Raw genomic sequence first — 20286 nt, 5'->3', positions numbered from 1 at the left:
CGCGTGAAAGCCGACACCACTCAGGGGTTTCGGCGGGCCGAATCCGCTGGCGGGTGGCGCATCTGGAGCCGGGTTCCAATTCGGCACGCAGTTTTTTCAGATTTTTTTTCGTCGCGATGGATGAGAAGCTGCGTCCGCTCCGTATATGCGGGTATGGATTCGAAAAAGGGCGCCTTTGACGTGATTGGGCAACTGGCTGCGCTGAGGCGCTATGCCCGCTCGCTTGCGCGCAATTCGCCGGACGCCGAGGATCTCGTTCATGATGCGCTGGTGCGGGCCTATGAGCGGCGCTCGACATTCCGGTCGGGAGCGAGCCTTAGAAACTGGCTTTTCGCGATCGTTCGCAACACCCACATCGATCGCTTGCGATCCACGATCTCTCGCGGCCAGCGTGACGATCAGGCGGCGCAGGAGGCGGGTTCTTCTTATCCCGCCCACCAGGAACACAGCGTCCGGCTGGCTCAGGTCCGCGAGGCGTTCATGCTGCTGCCGCAGGAGCAGCGCGAGGCCTTGCATCTCGTGGCCGTCGAGGACCTCTCGTATCAAGAGGCCGCCGACATACTCGACATTCCCGTCGGGACGTTGATGTCGCGCGTCTCCCGCGCAAGAGCGACCCTGAGAGACTTCGAAAGCGGAACGAAAAAGCCCAACCACCTGAGGCTTGTCGGAGGCGACAATGACTGATGTCGGCGCGATTATCGATACCGATCTCGACGCCTATGTGGACAACCAGCTCGATGCGGCCGGTCGGTTGCGGGTTGAGACCTGGCTTGCCAGGAACCCGGATGCGGCTGCTCGCGTCATGGCCGATCTCGGAATGCGAACCACGCTCAAGCTGGCGATGACGTCGGATGTCGTTGCCGGACGCCCCGAGACGCGCGAGGCGGCGCGCCGCCTTTCGTCGGGACTGGCGAATGCCCGCGTGTGGAACGCGCTGCAGAAGGTGGCGGCGGTCGGCTTGATGGTTTCGGTGGGGTGGATTGCCCATTCGTCCGTCGGTCCGAGCGAAGTCAATGCGTCGGCCCATCCGCCGGCTTTCGTAGAGCACGCTATCCGTGCGCATCAGACCTCGCTGCTCAGGGCGGGTATGCCGTCACAGCCGGAAGTTCAGACCTACGACCGGGACGAAATTCGTGCGGCGACCGCCATCGTCATGCCGGAACTTCCGAAGGACTGGAACGTCGTCGACGTCCAGGTATTCCCCTCGGATTTCGGGCCAAGCGTCGAGACGAGCGTCAAGACCGATGCGGGCACACTCATTTCACTCTTCGCCGGCAGGCCAGGTCACTTCGCGGTGGAACCTGTGAAGGACCTCAACCTTTCCAATGCCGAGGCTGCCTGGTGGCAGGTTGGCGAGGTTGCCTATGCCGTCGTTTCAAGCACGCCGGGCGTCGGCCTCAGCGATGAGGCCGAGCTTCTCAAGAACTCACTTTACTGAGGAAACAATCATGTATTCGAACCAGAACCGCTTCGGCGGCATGAGCCAGGCCTCTGCCGCGGCCCTTGACGAGGGCCTTCGCCAGCACATGCTGCGCGTCTACAACTACATGGGCCTCGGCCTCGTTGTGACAGGCCTTGTGGCCTTCATCGTCGGCACCACACCGGCGCTTTACGTGCCGATCTTTTCCACGCCGCTGAAGTGGGTGGTGATGCTGGCGCCGCTCGCCTTCGTCTTCTTCTTTTCCTTCAAGATGCATACGATGTCGGCATCCTCGGCACAGATGACATTCTGGGCCTTCTGCGCGGTCATGGGACTGTCGCTCGCCTCCGTCTTCCTTGTCTTCACCGGAGCCAGCATCGCCCGCACCTTCTTCATCGCCGCCACCATGTTCGGTGCGACGAGCCTCTACGGCTATGTAACTAAGCGCGACCTGGCGAAATTCGGCTCGTTCCTGATCATGGGCCTGATCGGCGTAATGATCGCCTCGATCGTCAACATCTTCCTTGGTTCGAGCGCCCTTCAGTTTGCCGTCTCGGTGATCGGTATCGTCGTCTTCGTCGGCCTGACTGCCTGGGACACGCAGAACATCAAGGAACAGTATGCCGACAACTTCGACCAGGAATCCCAGCAGAAGCTCGCCGTCTTCGGCGCGTTGTCGCTCTATCTGAACTTCGTCAACATCTTCCAGCTGCTGCTGACTTTCACCGGCCAGCGTGAAGAGTAACACCCGCAGGAAGACATCTCATGGATCGCAGCGACCAGCAGGCCATTGACGGCCTGTTCTCCAAGCTTGCCCATGTCGAGCGCCAATCCGGCCCGCGTGACGCTCAATCCGATCGCTTCATCCAGGAGCGGATCGGCCAGCAGCCGGGTGCCCCCTATTACATGGCACAGACGATCGTCGTGCAAGAGCAGGCGCTGGAGGCGGCCCAACGCCGCATCGAGGAACTGGAGGCGCAGTCCGCGCAAAGCCAACAGCGCGGCGGTTTCTTCTCCTCGATGTTCGGCAGCAATGCCGCCCCTCAGCGCCCGGCGCCGCAACAGCCCGGATATGGCGGTACCGCTCCCGGCTCGCCGTGGGGCAACCAGAACCAGGCCTACGGCCAGCCGATGGCACAGCGGACCGGCGGCGGTTTCCTCGCCGGAGCCGCGCAGACAGCAATGGGCGTTGCCGGCGGTGTCCTGCTCGGCAATGCGATCGGGGGCATGTTTGGGGGAAACGAAGCGCAAGCCGCCGAGGCCAACGCTCCGGCTCCGCAGCCGGAGGAACCTGCGGACGACATGGATTTCGGCGGCGACGAAGACATTTGACGCCGCTTCTGGCTTCCGGGGATCATCCCCCTCCCCCGGAAGCCAATCCACTCAGAGCCAGCCTTTTCTCATGACCTCACCTGCGCCAAGCCCACTTTCTGCCTTCTGTCCGGTTGCAATGGTCCGACATGCTCTCGGATTTGAAGAGCACGCAGATTTCGGCCTGCTGCCTGCCGAATTTTCCCTGACCTTTTCGACAGAGCGGACCGAGCGGAATGCCTGACGACGCCGAACCTGACAGTTCACACAGTTGCGTTGTGACCGCACCGCCGTGCGGCCCAAGGTCGCCTGCCCTTCAGCTTGTGTCCGCCTATCGGGTGCCGGGCGAGGTTTGTATTCTCCGTTTAACAATAGAAGGATTGGCCTTGCCCTGAAGGCTGGCCTTTAAACTCAATGATGCTCGAATGGATGTCTGATCCGGCCGCCTGGGCGGGTCTCGCCACCCTTATCGTTCTCGAGATCGTGCTCGGTATCGACAACCTCGTCTTCATCGCCATCCTCGCGGACAAGCTTCCTGAGCATCAACGGGAAAAAGCCCGCCTGATCGGTCTTGGCCTGGCGCTTGGCATGCGTCTCATCCTGCTGGCGTCGATCGCCTGGATCGTGACGCTGACAACGCCCCTGTTCACCGTGCTCGGCTCCGAAATTTCCGGCCGGGATCTGATCCTGCTGTTCGGCGGCGTGTTCCTTCTGTTCAAGGGGACAATGGAGCTCCATGAGCGCCTTGAGGGCCACTCCGGTCACAAGGAGGGCAAGGTGGAGCATGCGGTGTTCTGGCAGGTCCTGGTGCAGATCGTCGTCCTTGACGCCGTCTTCTCGCTGGACAGTGTCATCACCGCCGTCGGCATGGTTCAGCATCTCTCCGTCATGATGATCGCGGTTATCGTCGCGGTCGGCGTGATGCTGCTCGCATCGAAGCCGCTGATGGCTTTCGTCTCGAAACACCCGACCGTGGTCATTCTCTGCCTCGGTTTCCTGATGATGATCGGCTTCTCGCTGATCGTCGAAGGTTTTGGCTTCCATATCCCCAAGGGCTATCTCTATGCGGCGATCGGCTTCTCGGTGCTGATTGAGGCTTTCAACCAGGTTGGGCGCCGAAACCGCGAGCGGTTCATGACCACAGGCGACTTGCGGGAACGCACTGCGAATGCCGTGCTTTCGCTGCTCGGCCGGCGCAAGAGCGAAACATCTCTCGGGGAGACGGCCGATGTTATTGCGGAACGGGCAACCGAGGACGAACTGTTTACGCCGGTCGAGCATGAAATGATCGAAAGCGTACTGACACTTGCAGACCGGTCCGCAAAGTCGGTCATGACCCCGAGGCTCGATGTCGAATGGCTGGACATCGAGGAGAGCGACGACGAATTGCGCCGCAAGATTATCGAAACCGGGCATTCGCGCTTCCCGATCGGGCGCGGCAATCTTGATGAGTTCCTCGGCGTTGCACTGGCGAAGGACCTTTTGAGAGACCTGCTCGAAACGGGCAAGATCGATTTCAACCGTTCCCTTCGCCAGCCCCTGGTCGTGCACGAAACCGTCAGTGCGCTCCGCCTGCTTGAACAGTTGCGCCAGTCTCCATTGCAAGTCGCGATCGTCCTTGACGAATATGGCTCGATGGAAGGCATGGTGACGCCAACCGATCTGCTTGAAGCGATCGCGGGCGATTTTGCGGACGATGACGACGACCAGTTGACGGTCGAACATGAAGAGGACGGTGCGCTGCTTGTCGACGGATGGATCGACATCCGGCATGTCTCGAAGCTGCTGGAAGTCGATCTCGTCGATGAGGCCGACCGCTACTCGACGCTGGCGGGCCTCATTCTTTGGCGGCTCGGACATCTGCCGAACCAGGGTGAAAGCGTGAGTTTCGGCGGCTTGTTCTACGAGGTTGTCGCGCTGGATGGCCGCAACATCGACAAGGTCAGGATCAGGGCGCTGGAAATGGCTGCTTGAGCATGTCAATGCTTGTCCATGCGTGGCCCGGGTCGCTCGCGGGCATGGCTGCAACAGGAAAGGCGCGGCAAGCCTGCGGATCGCCGCACGCCAGTCTGGGAAACGGGCTTTTTAGGTCAGCGCCCACTTCAGAACGAGCGTGGCGCCGGATCCATGAGTTTCACGCTCCCCGACGTCACCTGGTAGATCGCGCAGGTTCGCTCGACGGAACCGTTCTTCCCGAAGCGGAAGGCTGCTGCCGCGCCGATGAAGCCGTTTGGAGATCGAAGGCTCTCCTGCGTGATGGCGGTTTCGCCCTGGCTGCGCACAAGGCCGGCGGCAAGCGCGATCACGTCGAAGCCGTAGGCCGCATCGGTGCCCGCGGCCCTCTCGTATCGATCGAGATAGCGTGAGGTCATCCGCGAACCATTTTCAGGACCAAACAGACACAGATGGCTTCCTGAGAGCTCAGGGCGCTTGTAGGCGGTATTCGCCCATCCGGAACTTCCGACGACCATCGCGTTCGGTTTCAGGTAGCCGTTGGCCTTGAGTTGCGAAAGAGCGCCGACATCCGGATCTCCCGATCCGATCAGGAGCACGCCGTCCGTGTCTTTCAACGTGGTCTTGGAGGCGGCGTCGTCGGTAAATGCCGTGGTCCCCGTTACGGCGACGAGCGCCGGTTTGATGCCATAGCCGGCAAGTCCGCGATCGAGCCTTTGTCGCTCGGCGGCGGAGACGTCGGCCGGCAGGAGCACGACGAGCCGCTTGCGTCCGGACGCCACCGCATAGGACGCCCCCTCGACGGCGCTGTCGATACGATCGGAAACGAACGCGAAAGTGCCTGCCGGTCGCTCGGCGGCGTTGCCGCGCAGCGCCAAAAGCGGCGCCCGGGAAGAGCCGAGGCCCTGGCGCACGGTGGCGACAGGTACGTCGGCAACCGACAGTGCAACGAGCGCGACGTTCTGGCCGGCGAGCCGCTTTGCCGCTTCCTGGATCTGCTGTGGCGAACCGTCGGTGTTCTCGACCAGCAACGAGAGTTGGCCGCCGCCCACCTCATCAATGGCGAGCGCCGCGCCGTCCCGGATATCGCGTTCGCGTACCGTCTCTCCCGACGGTGCCATCAACGCGGTGATGAGCGCTATCCGCGTCGCACCGCTGCCGAAGGTCTCCTGCGGCTTCACAGCATGTTCGGCCGCGCGCCGGGCGTGCCGCGCCTGCGGCGATTCCACGTCGAGAACATCCTGGGGCGTAGGCGCGCCCTGGCAGCCTGTGAGTGTACCGAGCGCGAGGAGGCCAACGGCTAGCCACTGCCAACAGGACGACACCCGCCTTGCCGGTGAAACGACAGCGTACGACATGACGTTCAAACCGCCTGCGTCAATTCATGAAATTCCGCATCTTGGAATAGAAGCAATCGCACTTGGTGATGTAGTCCTCGTCGCGCCAGTTGGATTGCAGGTAGCCGTAGGCCTTGCCACAGGCGACCTTGGTCTCCGATGCCCAGACGAAGGTCGGCCGGGTCGACGAGATCCAATGCGGATCGTCGGCAACAGCGATCGCTTCGTCCATGCGCGATACGACCTCCTTGGTCAGGGTCGCGACATCCTGGTCAATGCTGAGCGAGGCCTGGCTGGCTTCGGCGCACTGCCGCGCAGTTGGCACGTAGTCGACGATGAGATCGGCCGCGAAACCTGTAACGGGCAAAAGAGCTACCATCGCCCCCACCAGCATGCTTCTGATCATGAAAAGGCTCCCCTTGGAAATGCGGTCCCCGGATGATTACCGAGAACCGCTGCACTGTCGAGATAAACGTAACGTTTATGAAACTATGAAACGTCCGGTGTCTTCGGCGCACCGTTTTCGGTGAAGAGGATCTTCACCACCTCGGTCGAAACCTGGAAGTCTTCCAGCACCGCGACTGTGTGCCACGCCGAAGCATTGCCGGCACTGCCGTCTGTGTCCACCTGCAGATTCGCATTCAGTCCGTCCTGGACCACCTGGACAAAGTTGCCGTCCAGGGTGGTTCCCGTGGGCAGATTGCCGAGCAGAGCGGTCAGATCGACCGTATCACCTTCAGCGTAGTTATAGTCGGTGATGACGTCATCGATGCCGATCTGCAGAGAGTCTGCGTCGATCACGAATGTGTCAGCCCCTGCACCACCACTCATGTGGTCGGAGCCGGTCCCACCATACAAGATGTCATCGCCCCCATTTCCATAAAGAAAATCCGTTCCGGCATTCCCATCGAGCGCGTTGTCAGATGAATTCCCGTTAAGTGTGTCGTCGAAATCCGAACCGATAATGTGCGGACTTGGTGACGTAGCGGTTGCAGTTTGCCCACTAGCAGCAAGCGAATAGTCTTGGATGCCCTGCCCAGCCGCTGTGAGCGTGACGTCTATGCTACTCGACGCCCTATCGCCGTCACCATCAACGACTTCGATCGGCACGTCAAAGGAGACTGGCTTGGTGGTTGGTACGGCAGCGCCGAATTGACCAAGTTTGAAGGGGTCCCCTGCGGCCCAAGTATATTCGACGCTATTGTAGCCGTTGGCAGTAAAAATACCGATCTGCGTTGACTTGCTATTGTCTCCGTACACGTTCCCGACGCTGACCGAACCGTCGAGATTTTCGCTAACCGTGAACGTGTGTCCGCCGACGGTGATCGTGTAGTTCTGCTGGAGCGCCGGCGTCAGGTCAACGATTTGGCTCGCGCCGTTGTAAGCTATGACAACGGCAGTGACAGCATCTTTACTGCCGTTACCTACTATCGTGTCCCCGTCGGGGTCGTCAAATGCGGTAATCTTGACCGTGCTGCCGTCTGAGATGAAGCTAGCGGTTGACCCGTTGACTGTGTAGTGACCATCGAAAACATGGTCACGCTTCAACAGAACATCGTAGTCGCCACCACCAGTGCCACTTGGATCTCCCCTTAGGTCAGTCACGAAGTCAATTCGGAATGTCTCGCCATTACCGACGCTTCCTCCCCCACTGACTCCCCCAGAGTTGGCCGAGGTGTTGATGGTGCCAGCCGGAAGACCGTTAATTGCGGGCGTGAGCAGCAGGTCCGGGCTGTTATTGTCAATTGGGTGCGAGACGGTCTCGCCCGCAGCGATGAAACCGGCCCACGGAGCGTTGCCACCGACGAAATCGTAACCGCTGCCGCTGAATGAAACATTTGTGGTGCTGTCAACTTTCCCGTTCATATCGACCGAGTAAGTGGCATTCGTCGGATTGAGATTGATAACAAAGATCGAGGTCGCACCTGCGAAGCCCGTGAGGGTGAGCCCATCTGGAGAGACGTGATACACAATCGGAACGCCATTAGACGTTAGGCCGCTAGCTTGGCTTCCAAGTGAACTGGGGAACCGCGCAGTACCAGTGCCGTCAGCGCCATAGTTGTTACTGAGCGTTCCGTCCTGATCCAATTCGAAGATAACGGGACTTCCTGCCGTATTTGTGACGATCGCATGGTCAGGTAAAACGGCCAAAGGTACGTCGTCGTTGAAGGCGACAGTCAGTGTGCCATTGGCAACCGAGTTGTCTGCGTCGGTGACGGTGTAGCCGAGACCGACCGAGACATTGTCCTCGCCGTTCGGACCGGCCGTGTGCAGCACGTTGTCCTTGAGCTCGACCGTATAGGCACCTGTAGCCGCATTCGTCACGGTCACCGTGAACAACACACCGCGTGGACCTGTTGCCGTCAGCGTGTTGCCGCTCCAGCTATAGTTCACTGTCTCTTGTCCGACCGTACCGCTCGTGCCATGCAAACCGGCAAACGAGAAGCCATTCGCACCCGCGCCGTCCGCACCGACACTGCCGCCGAGTGTACCGGAGAAGGTCGCCGCACCGGCAACCGGGGCCGGGTTGGCGCCGGTCAGGCCGTCGTCGTCGACATTCGCAGACGCCGTGCCACCGGTCGGCTTGTTGGCGTCCGTCACCGAGAAGCCGAAGTTTGCCGTCGACGTATCGCCGTCACCGTCCGTCACCGTGTAGGTGCCATTGACCGGTAGAGACGCTCCGACCGTCGGCGTGTCCGCCTGGAACTCGTAGCTGCCGTCTGCCTTGACCCGGATCGAGCCTGCACCGACATCGATCCATGCGGACCAACCGGAAACCGCATCGAAAGCGCCGACCGACGCGCCGTTGATCTGTGTCAGCGTTGCTCCATCCGCGCCAGCCGCAAAGTCGAACGAGCCACTGATCGTCGTGCCTTCCGAGACGTTCCCGCCGACTTCGATCGACGCCAAAGGTACGTCGTCGTTGAAGGCGACAGTCAGTGTGCCATTGGCAACCGAGTTGTCTGCGTCGGTGACGGTGTAGCCGAGACCGACCGAGACATTGTCCTCGCCGTTCGGACCGGCCGTGTGCAGCACGTTGTCCTTGAGCTCGACCGTATAGGCACCTGTAGCCGCATTCGTCACGGTCACCGTGAACAACACACCGCGTGGACCTGTTGCCGTCAGCGTGTTGCCGCTCCAGCTATAGTTCACTGTCTCTTGTCCGACCGTACCGCTCGTGCCATGCAAACCGGCAAACGAGAAGCCATTCGCACCCGCGCCGTCCGCACCGACACTGCCGCCGAGTGTACCGGAGAAGGTCGCCGCACCGGCAACCGGGGCCGGGTTGGCGCCGGTCAGGCCGTCGTCGTCGACATTCGCAGACGCCGTGCCACCGGTCGGCTTGTTGGCGTCCGTCACCGAGAAGCCGAAGTTTGCCGTCGACGTATCGCCGTCACCGTCCGTCACCGTGTAGGTGCCATTGACCGGTAGAGACGCTCCGACCGTCGGCGTGTCCGCCTGGAACTCGTAGCTGCCGTCTGCCTTGACCCGGATCGAGCCTGCACCGACATCGATCCATGCGGACCAACCGGAAACCGCATCGAAAGCGCCGACCGACGCGCCGTTGATCTGTGTCAGCGTTGCTCCATCCGCGCCAGCCGCAAAGTCGAACGAGCCACTGATCGTCGTGCCTTCCGAGACGTTCCCGCCGACTTCGATCGACGCCAAAGGTACGTCGTCGTTGAAGGCGACAGTCAGTGTGCCATTGGCAACCGAGTTGTCTGCGTCGGTGACGGTGTAGCCGAGACCGACCGAGACATTGTCCTCGCCGTTCGGACCGGCCGTGTGCAGCACGTTGTCCTTGAGCTCGACCGTATAGGCACCTGTAGCCGCATTCGTCACGGTCACCGTGAACAACACACCGCGTGGACCTGTTGCCGTCAGCGTGTTGCCGCTCCAGCTATAGTTCACTGTCTCTTGTCCGACCGTACCGCTCGTGCCATGCAAACCGGCAAACGAGAAGCCATTCGCACCCGCGCCGTCCGCACCGACACTGCCGCCGAGTGTACCGGAGAAGGTCGCCGCACCGGCAACCGGGGCCGGGTTGGCGCCGGTCAGGCCGTCGTCGTCGACATTCGCAGACGCCGTGCCACCGGTCGGCTTGTTGGCGTCCGTCACCGAGAAGCCGAAGTTTGCCGTCGACGTATCGCCGTCACCGTCCGTCACCGTGTAGGTGCCATTGACCGGTAGAGACGCTCCGACCGTCGGCGTGTCCGCCTGGAACTCGTAGCTGCCGTCTGCCTTGACCCGGATCGAGCCTGCACCGACATCGATCCATGCGGACCAACCGGAAACCGCATCGAAAGCGCCGACCGACGCGCCGTTGATCTGTGTCAGCGTTGCTCCATCCGCGCCAGCCGCAAAGTCGAACGAGCCACTGATCGTCGTGCCTTCCGAGACGTTCCCGCCGACTTCGATCGACGCCAAAGGTACGTCGTCGTTGAAGGCGACAGTCAGTGTGCCATTGGCAACCGAGTTGTCTGCGTCGGTGACGGTGTAGCCGAGACCGACCGAGACATTGTCCTCGCCGTTCGGACCGGCCGTGTGCAGCACGTTGTCCTTGAGCTCGACCGTATAGGCACCTGTAGCCGCATTCGTCACGGTCACCGTGAACAACACACCGCGTGGACCTGTTGCCGTCAGCGTGTTGCCGCTCCAGCTATAGTTCACTGTCTCTTGTCCGACCGTACCGCTCGTGCCATGCAAACCGGCAAACGAGAAGCCATTCGCACCCGCGCCGTCCGCACCGACACTGCCGCCGAGTGTACCGGAGAAGGTCGCCGCACCGGCAACCGGGGCCGGGTTGGCGCCGGTCAGGCCGTCGTCGTCGACATTCGCAGACGCCGTGCCACCGGTCGGCTTGTTGGCGTCCGTCACCGAGAAGCCGAAGTTTGCCGTCGACGTATCGCCGTCACCGTCCGTCACCGTGTAGGTGCCATTGACCGGTAGAGACGCTCCGACCGTCGGCGTGTCCGCCTGGAACTCGTAGCTGCCGTCTGCCTTGACCCGGATCGAGCCTGCACCGACATCGATCCATGCGGACCAACCGGAAACCGCATCGAAAGCGCCGACCGACGCGCCGTTGATCTGTGTCAGCGTTGCTCCATCCGCGCCAGCCGCAAAGTCGAACGAGCCACTGATCGTCGTGCCTTCCGAGACGTTCCCGCCGACTTCGATCGACGCCAAAGGTACGTCGTCGTTGAAGGCGACAGTCAGTGTGCCATTGGCAACCGAGTTGTCTGCGTCGGTGACGGTGTAGCCGAGACCGACCGAGACATTGTCCTCGCCGTTCGGACCGGCCGTGTGCAGCACGTTGTCCTTGAGCTCGACCGTATAGGCACCTGTAGCCGCATTCGTCACGGTCACCGTGAACAACACACCGCGTGGACCTGTTGCCGTCAGCGTGTTGCCGCTCCAGCTATAGTTCACTGTCTCTTGTCCGACCGTACCGCTCGTGCCATGCAAACCGGCAAACGAGAAGCCATTCGCACCCGCGCCGTCCGCACCGACACTGCCGCCGAGTGTACCGGAGAAGGTCGCCGCACCGGCAACCGGGGCCGGGTTGGCGCCGGTCAGGCCGTCGTCGTCGACATTCGCAGACGCCGTGCCACCGGTCGGCTTGTTGGCGTCCGTCACCGAGAAGCCGAAGTTTGCCGTCGACGTATCGCCGTCACCGTCCGTCACCGTGTAGGTGCCATTGACCGGTAGAGACGCTCCGACCGTCGGCGTGTCCGCCTGGAACTCGTAGCTGCCGTCTGCCTTGACCCGGATCGAGCCTGCACCGACATCGATCCATGCGGACCAACCGGAAACCGCATCGAAAGCGCCGACCGACGCGCCGTTGATCTGTGTCAGCGTTGCTCCATCCGCGCCAGCCGCAAAGTCGAACGAGCCACTGATCGTCGTGCCTTCCGAGACGTTCCCGCCGACTTCGATCGACGCCAAAGGTACGTCGTCGTTGAAGGCGACAGTCAGTGTGCCATTGGCAACCGAGTTGTCTGCGTCGGTGACGGTGTAGCCGAGACCGACCGAGACATTGTCCTCGCCGTTCGGACCGGCCGTGTGCAGCACGTTGTCCTTGAGCTCGACCGTATAGGCACCTGTAGCCGCATTCGTCACGGTCACCGTGAACAACACACCGCGTGGACCTGTTGCCGTCAGCGTGTTGCCGCTCCAGCTATAGTTCACTGTCTCTTGTCCGACCGTACCGCTCGTGCCATGCAAACCGGCAAACGAGAAGCCATTCGCACCCGCGCCGTCCGCACCGACACTGCCGCCGAGTGTACCGGAGAAGGTCGCCGCACCGGCAACCGGGGCCGGGTTGGCGCCGGTCAGGCCGTCGTCGTCGACATTCGCAGACGCCGTGCCACCGGTCGGCTTGTTGGCGTCCGTCACCGAGAAGCCGAAGTTTGCCGTCGACGTATCGCCGTCACCGTCCGTCACCGTGTAGGTGCCATTGACCGGTAGAGACGCTCCGACCGTCGGCGTGTCCGCCTGGAACTCGTAGCTGCCGTCTGCCTTGACCCGGATCGAGCCTGCACCGACATCGATCCATGCGGACCAACCGGAAACCGCATCGAAAGCGCCGACCGACGCGCCGTTGATCTGTGTCAGCGTTGCTCCATCCGCGCCAGCCGCAAAGTCGAACGAGCCACTGATCGTCGTGCCTTCCGAGACGTTCCCGCCGACTTCGATCGACGCCAAAGGTACGTCGTCGTTGAAGGCGACAGTCAGTGTGCCATTGGCAACCGAGTTGTCTGCGTCGGTGACGGTGTAGCCGAGACCGACCGAGACATTGTCCTCGCCGTTCGGACCGGCCGTGTGCAGCACGTTGTCCTTGAGCTCGACCGTATAGGCACCTGTAGCCGCATTCGTCACGGTCACCGTGAACAACACACCGCGTGGACCTGTTGCCGTCAGCGTGTTGCCGCTCCAGCTATAGTTCACTGTCTCTTGTCCGACCGTACCGCTCGTGCCATGCAAACCGGCAAACGAGAAGCCATTCGCACCCGCGCCGTCCGCACCGACACTGCCGCCGAGTGTACCGGAGAAGGTCGCCGCACCGGCAACCGGGGCCGGGTTGGCGCCGGTCAGGCCGTCGTCGTCGACATTCGCAGACGCCGTGCCACCGGTCGGCTTGTTGGCGTCCGTCACCGAGAAGCCGAAGTTTGCCGTCGACGTATCGCCGTCACCGTCCGTCACCGTGTAGGTGCCATTGACCGGTAGAGACGCTCCGACCGTCGGCGTGTCCGCCTGGAACTCGTAGCTGCCGTCTGCCTTGACCCGGATCGAGCCTGCACCGACATCGATCCATGCGGACCAACCGGAAACCGCATCGAAAGCGCCGACCGACGCGCCGTTGATCTGTGTCAGCGTTGCTCCATCCGCGCCAGCCGCAAAGTCGAACGAGCCACTGATCGTCGTGCCTTCCGAGACGTTCCCGCCGACTTCGATCGACGCCAAAGGTACGTCGTCGTTGAAGGCGACAGTCAGTGTGCCATTGGCAACCGAGTTGTCTGCGTCGGTGACGGTGTAGCCGAGACCGACCGAGACATTGTCCTCGCCGTTCGGACCGGCCGTGTGCAGCACGTTGTCCTTGAGCTCGACCGTATAGGCACCTGTAGCCGCATTCGTCACGGTCACCGTGAACAACACACCGCGTGGACCTGTTGCCGTCAGCGTGTTGCCGCTCCAGCTATAGTTCACTGTCTCTTGTCCGACCGTACCGCTCGTGCCATGCAAACCGGCAAACGAGAAGCCATTCGCACCCGCGCCGTCCGCACCGACACTGCCGCCGAGTGTACCGGAGAAGGTCGCCGCACCGGCAACCGGGGCCGGGTTGGCGCCGGTCAGGCCGTCGTCGTCGACATTCGCAGACGCCGTGCCACCGGTCGGCTTGTTGGCGTCCGTCACCGAGAAGCCGAAGTTTGCCGTCGACGTATCGCCGTCACCGTCCGTCACCGTGTAGGTGCCATTGACCGGTAGAGACGCTCCGACCGTCGGCGTGTCCGCCTGGAACTCGTAGCTGCCGTCTGCCTTGACCCGGATCGAGCCTGCACCGACATCGATCCATGCGGACCAACCGGAAACCGCATCGAAAGCGCCGACCGACGCGCCGTTGATCTGTGTCAGCGTTGCTCCATCCGCGCCAGCCGCAAAGTCGAACGAGCCACTGATCGTCGTGCCTTCCGAGACGTTCCCGCCGACTTCGATCGACGCCAAAGGTACGTCGTCAGAGACCGACAGGTTGATCGTGCCCTCAGCCGTGTCGCCGTCGGTGTCCGACGCGATCACCTTGACCGAGCCGAGGGTCGCGAGATCGTCGGCGTTGATGTCGGGATGGCTGGCGTAGTTGTCGTTGAGCGTTGCGGTGACCGTCGCGCTGTCACCGTTGCGAACCAGGTCGAGGGTGACGATCGCCACACCGCCGGCACGGCCGACGATCTGCGTGTCGGAGATGCGATCCCAGGTCAATGCCCCGGTCAGGCCGCTGGTGTTGCCGAACACGATCGTCGAGATCGCGTCCGAACCGGCGGTAAAGCCAATCATGCCGGAGTTCGTGTTCGAACCGGCCGGCGTCGAGCCGTCCGAGAGGTTCTGGTCATCGAGCGTCAGCCAGGCGCTTCCCCCCTCCGCCGCGATCGACGGACCGCTACCATCGGTGACGGTGATCGTCTGGCTGTCGCTGGTGGTGTCGCCCTCGGCGTCGGTTGCCGCCAGCGAGAAGGTGACGTTGACGCCACCGGCATTGTTGAGGTTGCTGGCCGCAGCAAACGACCAGGTCTTGTCGGCATTGACCGTCAGTGTGCCTTCAGCAAGGGCAAACACCACCTTCTGGCCGGTCGTCAGCGCCAGGGTTTGCGTGGTGTTGCCGACCGTGACGTTGACGGTGCTGACACCGTCAGCACCGGCCGAAAGCGTCCAGTTGCCGGCAAGCGACTGACCTTCGACCACGTTCGAAGAGGCCGGATCCGTGATGCCGATCACCGGCACGTCGTCGGAGACGGAAACCGAGACAGTGCCCTCGGCCGTGTCGCCATCGGTATCGGAGGCGATCACCTTGACCGAGCCAAGGCTCGCGAGATCGTCGGCATTGATGCCGGGGTGGTTGGCGTAGTTGTCGTTGAGCGTCGCCGTAACCGTGGCGCTGTCGCCGCTGCGCACCAGGTCGAGGGTAACGATCGCCACACCACCGGCACGGCCGACGATCTGCGTGTCGGAGACCCGCTCCCAGGTCAGCGAACCGCTCAGGCCGCTGGTGTCACCAAAGGCGATCTTCGCGATCGCGTCCGAACCGGGGTTGAAGCCGATCGTGCCGGAGCTCGTATCGGAACCGGCCGGCGTCGAGCCATCGGCAAGGTTCTGGTCATCGAGCGTCAGCGAGGCGGAGGCCGCGAGCGGATCGACGGTCGGGCCGGCACCATCAGTGACGGTGATCGTCTGGCTGTCGCCGGAGGTGTCGCCGTCGGCGTCGGTTGCCGCCAGCGAGAAGGTGACGTTGACGCCACCGGCATTGTTGAGGTTGCTGGCCGCAGCAAACGACCAGGTCTTGTCGGCATTGACAGTCAGCGCGCCTTCAGCAAGGGCAAACACCACCTTCTGGCCGGCCGTCAGCGCCAGGGTCTGCGTGGTGTTGCCGACCGTGACGTTGACCGTGCTGACACCGTCAGCACCGGCCGAAAGCGTCCAGTTGCCGGCAAGCGACTGACCTTCGACGACGTTCGAGGAGGCCGGATCCGTGATGCCGATCACCGGAATGTCGTCGACGACGTCGATGCGCAGCGTCGCCGTCCCCGTCGCGCCGTCACCGTCTGTGACTGTCAGATTGAAGGTGTCCCGGTCCTGTTCGACGTTTGCACCCGGGCCCGCACCGGCAACGGGGCTTGTCAGTTCATAGGTATATTGCGCCACGCCGGTGACCGGGTCGTACGCGGTGATGGTCAGCACGCCGAAGATGCCTGCGACCGACTGGCCGACAAAACCGCCGATTGCGAAAGTCTGGCCGTTGATCGTCAGGCTGGAGATATCGCCGAGGCCATCCGGGTCGGAAATCGTGAAGACGCCGCTGACGGAAGCGCTGCCATCGCCGGCGCGAGATCCGCTGGCGAGGCCGGCTTCATCGACCTGCCGATCACTGACGACGATGCCACTGGGATCGCTGCCGCCGCCATCGGGGATGATCGAGGGGTTGTCATTGGGGTCAAGTGTGAAGGGAAGAAGCTCGGTCGCCTCAAGCGTCGGGAACTGCAAGGACGTCGGTGGTAGAAGATCGATGACCGGGCCCGCGTGGCCGATGTCCGCGTTGGCGTCACCAAAGCCACCGCCGCTGCTCTGGTTTGATACGACGCTGATGGTCCCGTCCGGACCCGCTGCAACGTTGATGCCGTTTTCGCCGAGCACGGCCACGAGGGTTTCGCGCGGGATTTCAGCATCGCCGATGACGAAGGTCGGAACCTTCAATGCGGCGTTGTGAATGGTGATCGTAGAGCCGTCCGGCTGTTCCAAAACGATATCGGTACCGACGACCTTGATATTTTCGATCGACGCGCCTGCGGGTAGGTGCACCACGTTCGAAGCATCGGCAGTGACCGTCGTGGGCATGGGCGGCGTCTGCGGCGCAGTTTCAGCACCTTTCACAGGGGCTCCGGTCGCCGGGTCGATGAGCTGGGGCTCTCCCTCGGCTCCTGTCGCCGCCTGCGCCACCAGTCGGTCAGCCTTGCCATCCGGCGCGTTGCGGAACTCGATTGCCTCTGCCTGCGCAGCAACAGCTTCGTTGGAATTTACGGTGCCTTCGGTTGCCATAGAAATACCCCTCGACCTTTGCGGGCAAGAAAACACCAAGTTTTTTGGATCGCAATCGCTCCCGGAGAGATAAACGAAAAACAGCATAATATGTTATGCTAATACCCAAAATTGGTGAGCTTAGTACAATTTTAGTATTTCTAGTCATCGGTGCGAAACCATCTTACACACGGGCACGCGACGCTCGATGAAGTTGTCCCACAAATCGTGCGCCACCACATCTGAACCCTTCGATAGATTCGGCGTGCAGGCTTATCGAGGCGGGAGCATCAAGAAGAGCGGCGAGACATGCGGTCAAGATCGGCAATCCGCGGGTCATGCCGTCAACTATGCCTTTTCCGGCGCGCGCCCATAAAGTGGCTAGTGACGTGTTCTGAAAGAATACACAAGTATAAAATTTGAATAAAATTTTACGAAAAGCGTATTAAGTCGGGACATACTAAATAATACATACCGCTTTACCGGCGTTTTTCTTTTCATTCGTACAGTGTCCTCACGAAACCGAGAGACACGGCAATGAACAAGAACAGCTGGAAGCACTGCGGAAAATTCCTGAAGACTTCGGCGGTCGCGATCGGCCTGGTGTCGCTAACCGCGACGTCATCAGTTCAGGCAGGCCAATCCGGCATGCTCCACCCCGGTCTCTTCCTGCAGATGCTGAGCATGGCAAGCCCTCTGGCAGCGGTCGCGACGGAGACGATCAACACCTGGTCGAAGCAAGCTTCCGAAGCGCTGACGAGCCGGCAGGTGCAAAAGGTGGCGGTGAGCGTTCGCCCGAGCCTCGGCGGCCAGGCGGCGGCAGAGTCGGAACCCTCCGCCGTGTTTCATTCGGTCGCTTTCCGCGTCTCTTCAATCCCGGTGGCACGCAAATGGAAGACCGTCTATCCGGCGGTCGTGGCGGCGGACTTCAATCGCTGTGCACAAGAGAGCGGTTGTGCCGCCCGCGGCATTCTCGGCAAGGCGATCGAAAATGCCAGCGGCCTTGCATTCCGCCAGAAGCTCGGCGGCATCAACCGCACGGTCAACCGCATCGTGCGCTACCTGCCGGATACGGAGAACTACGGTTCAAAGGACTACTGGGCGACGCCGGATGAAATTCTCGCCCGCGGCAAGGGTGACTGCGAAGACTATGCCATCCTGAAGATGGCTGCCCTGAAAGCGGCTGGCCTGCCATCGGAGGCCATGTCGATCGTGGTCCTGCGCGATGTCCGGCGCAACCTCTATCACGCGGTGCTCGCAATCACGACCAGCCAGGGCCACTTCATTCTCGATAACCTGAGCGACGAGGTGAAGCTCGATCGCGCGCTTCCGAGCTATCAGGCGCTCTTTTCGGTCAGCGCCGATCGGTCCTGGATCCATGGCATCAAGACAACCGGTGACAAGGTCGCGTCTGCCGCACCTTTCGCTGATGTCATGCCCGGCGAAGGCATTGCTGTTCGCTGAACGTCGGCTCCAACTGAGACGTCTCAACCGATCAGGCCTATTCACCGGCGCCGCCCTGCCGCCATCGCGGGGGGCGGCGCGTCTGTACGTTCACCCCAGGATAAAGCCGATGATCACGTCCTGGTCGGCAAGCGGAGCCAGTGCGGCGTTAAGCTTGCCGCGCGTCACCTGCCCCTGCACGCCGATCGTGAAGCCCGCAGGCTGCGGCTCGCCTGGAGCGGCCTTCAAGCGGCGAACAAGATCGACGAACTGAACATCGAATGCGAGCCTCAGGCCGCGCGCTGGCTGCGATTGCTGCGACGGCAGCACCCGCGACTGAACAAAGGAGAGGAACGCTGGGTTGAAGGCGACGATGTTCTTGTTTCCGGTGAGCGCAAAGGCAGGCGTCGGGCTGGCGCGAACCTGGCCGGCGACGATCGCCAGATTGCTGCGTTGCCCGGCAATCATAAGCTCGTCGCGCATGTAGCGCGTTGCGACATAGCGCAAGCGCGCCGTGAGATTGCCTTCGCCTTCAAGCTCCCTTTCGCAGGCCGCAACGATGTCGGCAATTTTTTGCCCCTGCCGTGCGGCAAGTTCACCAAGACACTGCCAGTAGATTTCTTCGAGCTTGATCCCGCGACGCTGGCCACCGACGCTGACGACGCGGAACCGCAGCGCGCTCAAGTCCTCAGCGGACGGTGGAAGCTGCGTATCGTTCATCCATCAGCGCTCCCGCAGAGCTTCCTCACGCGCCTTGTTGATCGGCTTCATCAGATAGGTAAGGATCGTCTTCTTGCCCGTCATGATGTCGACAGATGCGATCATGCCCGGCATGATCGCAAATTCCCGTCCGTCCTTCACAAGCGCAGCCGTGTCGGTTTTGACGCGCACGAGATAATAGGTCTCGCCATTGTTCTGGTCGACGAGACTGTCGGCGCTGACGGTTTCGACAATCCCGCCCAGGCCACCATAGATCGAGAAGTCATAGGCGGAGATCTTGATCAAAGCCGGTTGGCCCGCGCGCACGAAGGCGACGTCTCGCGGTGAAAGCCGCGCCTCGACAAGCAGTGTCTCCGATGTCGGCACGACGCCGCCAATCACCGCGCCCGGCGTCACATAGGCGCCGACCGTGTTGACATCCAGCGTGTTGATGATGCCGTCGACCGGAGAACGGATATCGGTGTTGGCGACCCGGCTGCTCGCCCCGCGGATCGTTTCCTCGATCACGGAAAGCTGTGAGAGCGCCTCGGTCTTTTCTGCGAGTGCTTCCTGTTTCAATTGCAAGGAGAGTTCGGTCACCTGCAGCGACGCTTCCTTGAGCGCTGCCTCAAGCTTGCCGACGGACTCCTTCCAGAGTGCGAGCTGGCCCCGCGTGTCGGTCAGTTCCTTTTCGACCCGCAGCAGCTCCGTCTGGGCGATAAGCTTGCGCTTGGCCATCGGCTCAATGAGCCCCTGTTCCCGTTCGGTGACCTTGAGGCTCTCGCTCAGCCGGGTGATGTTGGCCTGCGCTTCCGCCAGTTCCTTCTGGCGCTGGCCTTCGCGTGCCTGCATGACCGAGAGTTTGTTGTTGAAGTTGCCGGCCTTCGCCTGAAGCAGTTGCTCTTCGTTGGCGCAGATTTCAGGTGCGGCCTTGGCGATGTCTTCGGGACAATTGTATTTTGCGTCGTAGGCCCCGGTCTCTTCCAGTTCCAGGCGCGCGATCTGCGCCTGCAGTGACCGTGCTTTGGCCTCGAGTTCGCCCAGCGAGGAACCACTGGCCGTATCGTCTAGCCGCAGGATCAGATCGCCACGGCGGACGACCTGACCGGGCTGCACCGCGATCTCGCGTACGATTCCGGGCTCGCTCGACTGGATAATCTGCGTCTTTGAGACCGGAATGACCTTGCCTTCGCCGCGTGCGATCTCATCGACCTCGGCAATCGCTGCCCAGGCGACGAAGCAGCTGATCAGCAAGCCGATGACAAGCAGCCCAGCGCGCGCAGCAAGCGGCGGTTTCTCAGTCATGCTGGCCCCTCCCCACCGCTTGCGCACCGATATTGC

The 20286-nt window shown here is 61.8% G+C and carries 11 protein-coding genes; 6 read left to right on the top strand and 5 right to left on the bottom strand.

Translation table 11 applies throughout. The annotated features are described in order from the left end of the window. Positions 1–153 precede the first annotated feature (153 nt). From PWG15_RS25400 to PWG15_RS25380, 5 genes are all read left to right on the top strand, one after another. Positions 154–684 (top strand): sigma-70 family RNA polymerase sigma factor, encoded by a 531-nt coding sequence (locus PWG15_RS25400; protein WP_275026875.1) that lies wholly within the window; start codon positions 154–156, stop codon positions 682–684. Further along, the gene (locus PWG15_RS25395) at positions 677–1438 is read left to right on the top strand and encodes an anti-sigma factor family protein (RefSeq protein WP_275026874.1); all 762 of its coding nucleotides are present in this window, start codon (positions 677–679) and stop codon (positions 1436–1438) included. Before PWG15_RS25400 ends, PWG15_RS25395 begins: the two co-directional genes overlap by 8 nt. 10 nt (positions 1439–1448) lie before the next feature. Further along, positions 1449–2165 (top strand): Bax inhibitor-1/YccA family protein, encoded by a 717-nt coding sequence (locus tag PWG15_RS25390; protein WP_275026872.1) that lies wholly within the window; start codon positions 1449–1451, stop codon positions 2163–2165. Positions 2166–2185: 20 nt separating this feature from the next. Next, on the top strand, positions 2186–2752 hold the full coding sequence (locus PWG15_RS25385; RefSeq protein WP_275026871.1) for a DUF2076 domain-containing protein: 567 nt from the start codon (positions 2186–2188) through the stop codon (positions 2750–2752). A 393-nt stretch (positions 2753–3145) separates the two neighbouring features. Then, the gene (locus PWG15_RS25380; RefSeq protein ID WP_275026870.1) at positions 3146–4705 is read left to right on the top strand and encodes a TerC family protein; all 1560 of its coding nucleotides are present in this window, start codon (positions 3146–3148) and stop codon (positions 4703–4705) included. 128 nt (positions 4706–4833) lie between these two features. Here the strand turns inward: PWG15_RS25380 and PWG15_RS25375 are convergent, their stop codons facing one another. The 3 genes from PWG15_RS25375 to PWG15_RS25365 form a co-directional block, all read right to left on the bottom strand. Next, positions 4834–5913 carry an ABC transporter substrate-binding protein gene (locus tag PWG15_RS25375; RefSeq protein ID WP_275026869.1) on the bottom strand — a complete coding sequence of 360 codons (1080 nt, stop codon included), beginning with the start codon at positions 5911–5913 and terminating at the stop codon, positions 4834–4836. A gap of 148 nt (positions 5914–6061) precedes the next feature. Then, the gene (locus PWG15_RS25370) at positions 6062–6427 is read right to left on the bottom strand and encodes a hypothetical protein (RefSeq protein ID WP_275026867.1); all 366 of its coding nucleotides are present in this window, start codon (positions 6425–6427) and stop codon (positions 6062–6064) included. 83 nt (positions 6428–6510) lie between these two features. After that, positions 6511–16824: a type I secretion C-terminal target domain-containing protein gene (locus PWG15_RS25365; RefSeq protein ID WP_275026866.1), complete on the bottom strand. Its 10314-nt coding sequence runs from the start codon at positions 16822–16824 to the stop codon at positions 6511–6513. A gap of 516 nt (positions 16825–17340) precedes the next feature. Here PWG15_RS25365 and PWG15_RS25360 point away from each other — a divergent pair. After that, positions 17341–18267, top strand: coding sequence for a transglutaminase-like cysteine peptidase (locus tag PWG15_RS25360; RefSeq protein WP_275026865.1), 927 nt, complete (start codon positions 17341–17343; stop codon positions 18265–18267). 90 nt (positions 18268–18357) lie between these two features. Here the strand turns inward: PWG15_RS25360 and PWG15_RS25355 are convergent, their stop codons facing one another. Both PWG15_RS25355 and PWG15_RS25350 read right to left on the bottom strand, forming a co-directional pair. Continuing rightward, on the bottom strand, positions 18358–18966 hold the full coding sequence (locus tag PWG15_RS25355; protein WP_275026864.1) for a ribbon-helix-helix domain-containing protein: 609 nt from the start codon (positions 18964–18966) through the stop codon (positions 18358–18360). A 3-nt stretch (positions 18967–18969) separates the two neighbouring features. Beyond that, complete coding sequence (locus PWG15_RS25350; RefSeq protein WP_275026862.1) at positions 18970–20250, bottom strand: HlyD family type I secretion periplasmic adaptor subunit; 1281 nt, start codon at positions 20248–20250, stop codon at positions 18970–18972. Positions 20251–20286 lie beyond the last annotated feature (36 nt).

Source organism: Ensifer adhaerens, from assembly GCF_028993555.1.
Classification (GTDB): Bacteria; Pseudomonadota; Alphaproteobacteria; order Rhizobiales; family Rhizobiaceae; genus Ensifer; species Ensifer adhaerens_I.
This window is presented reverse-complemented; position numbering and strand designations above follow the sequence as displayed.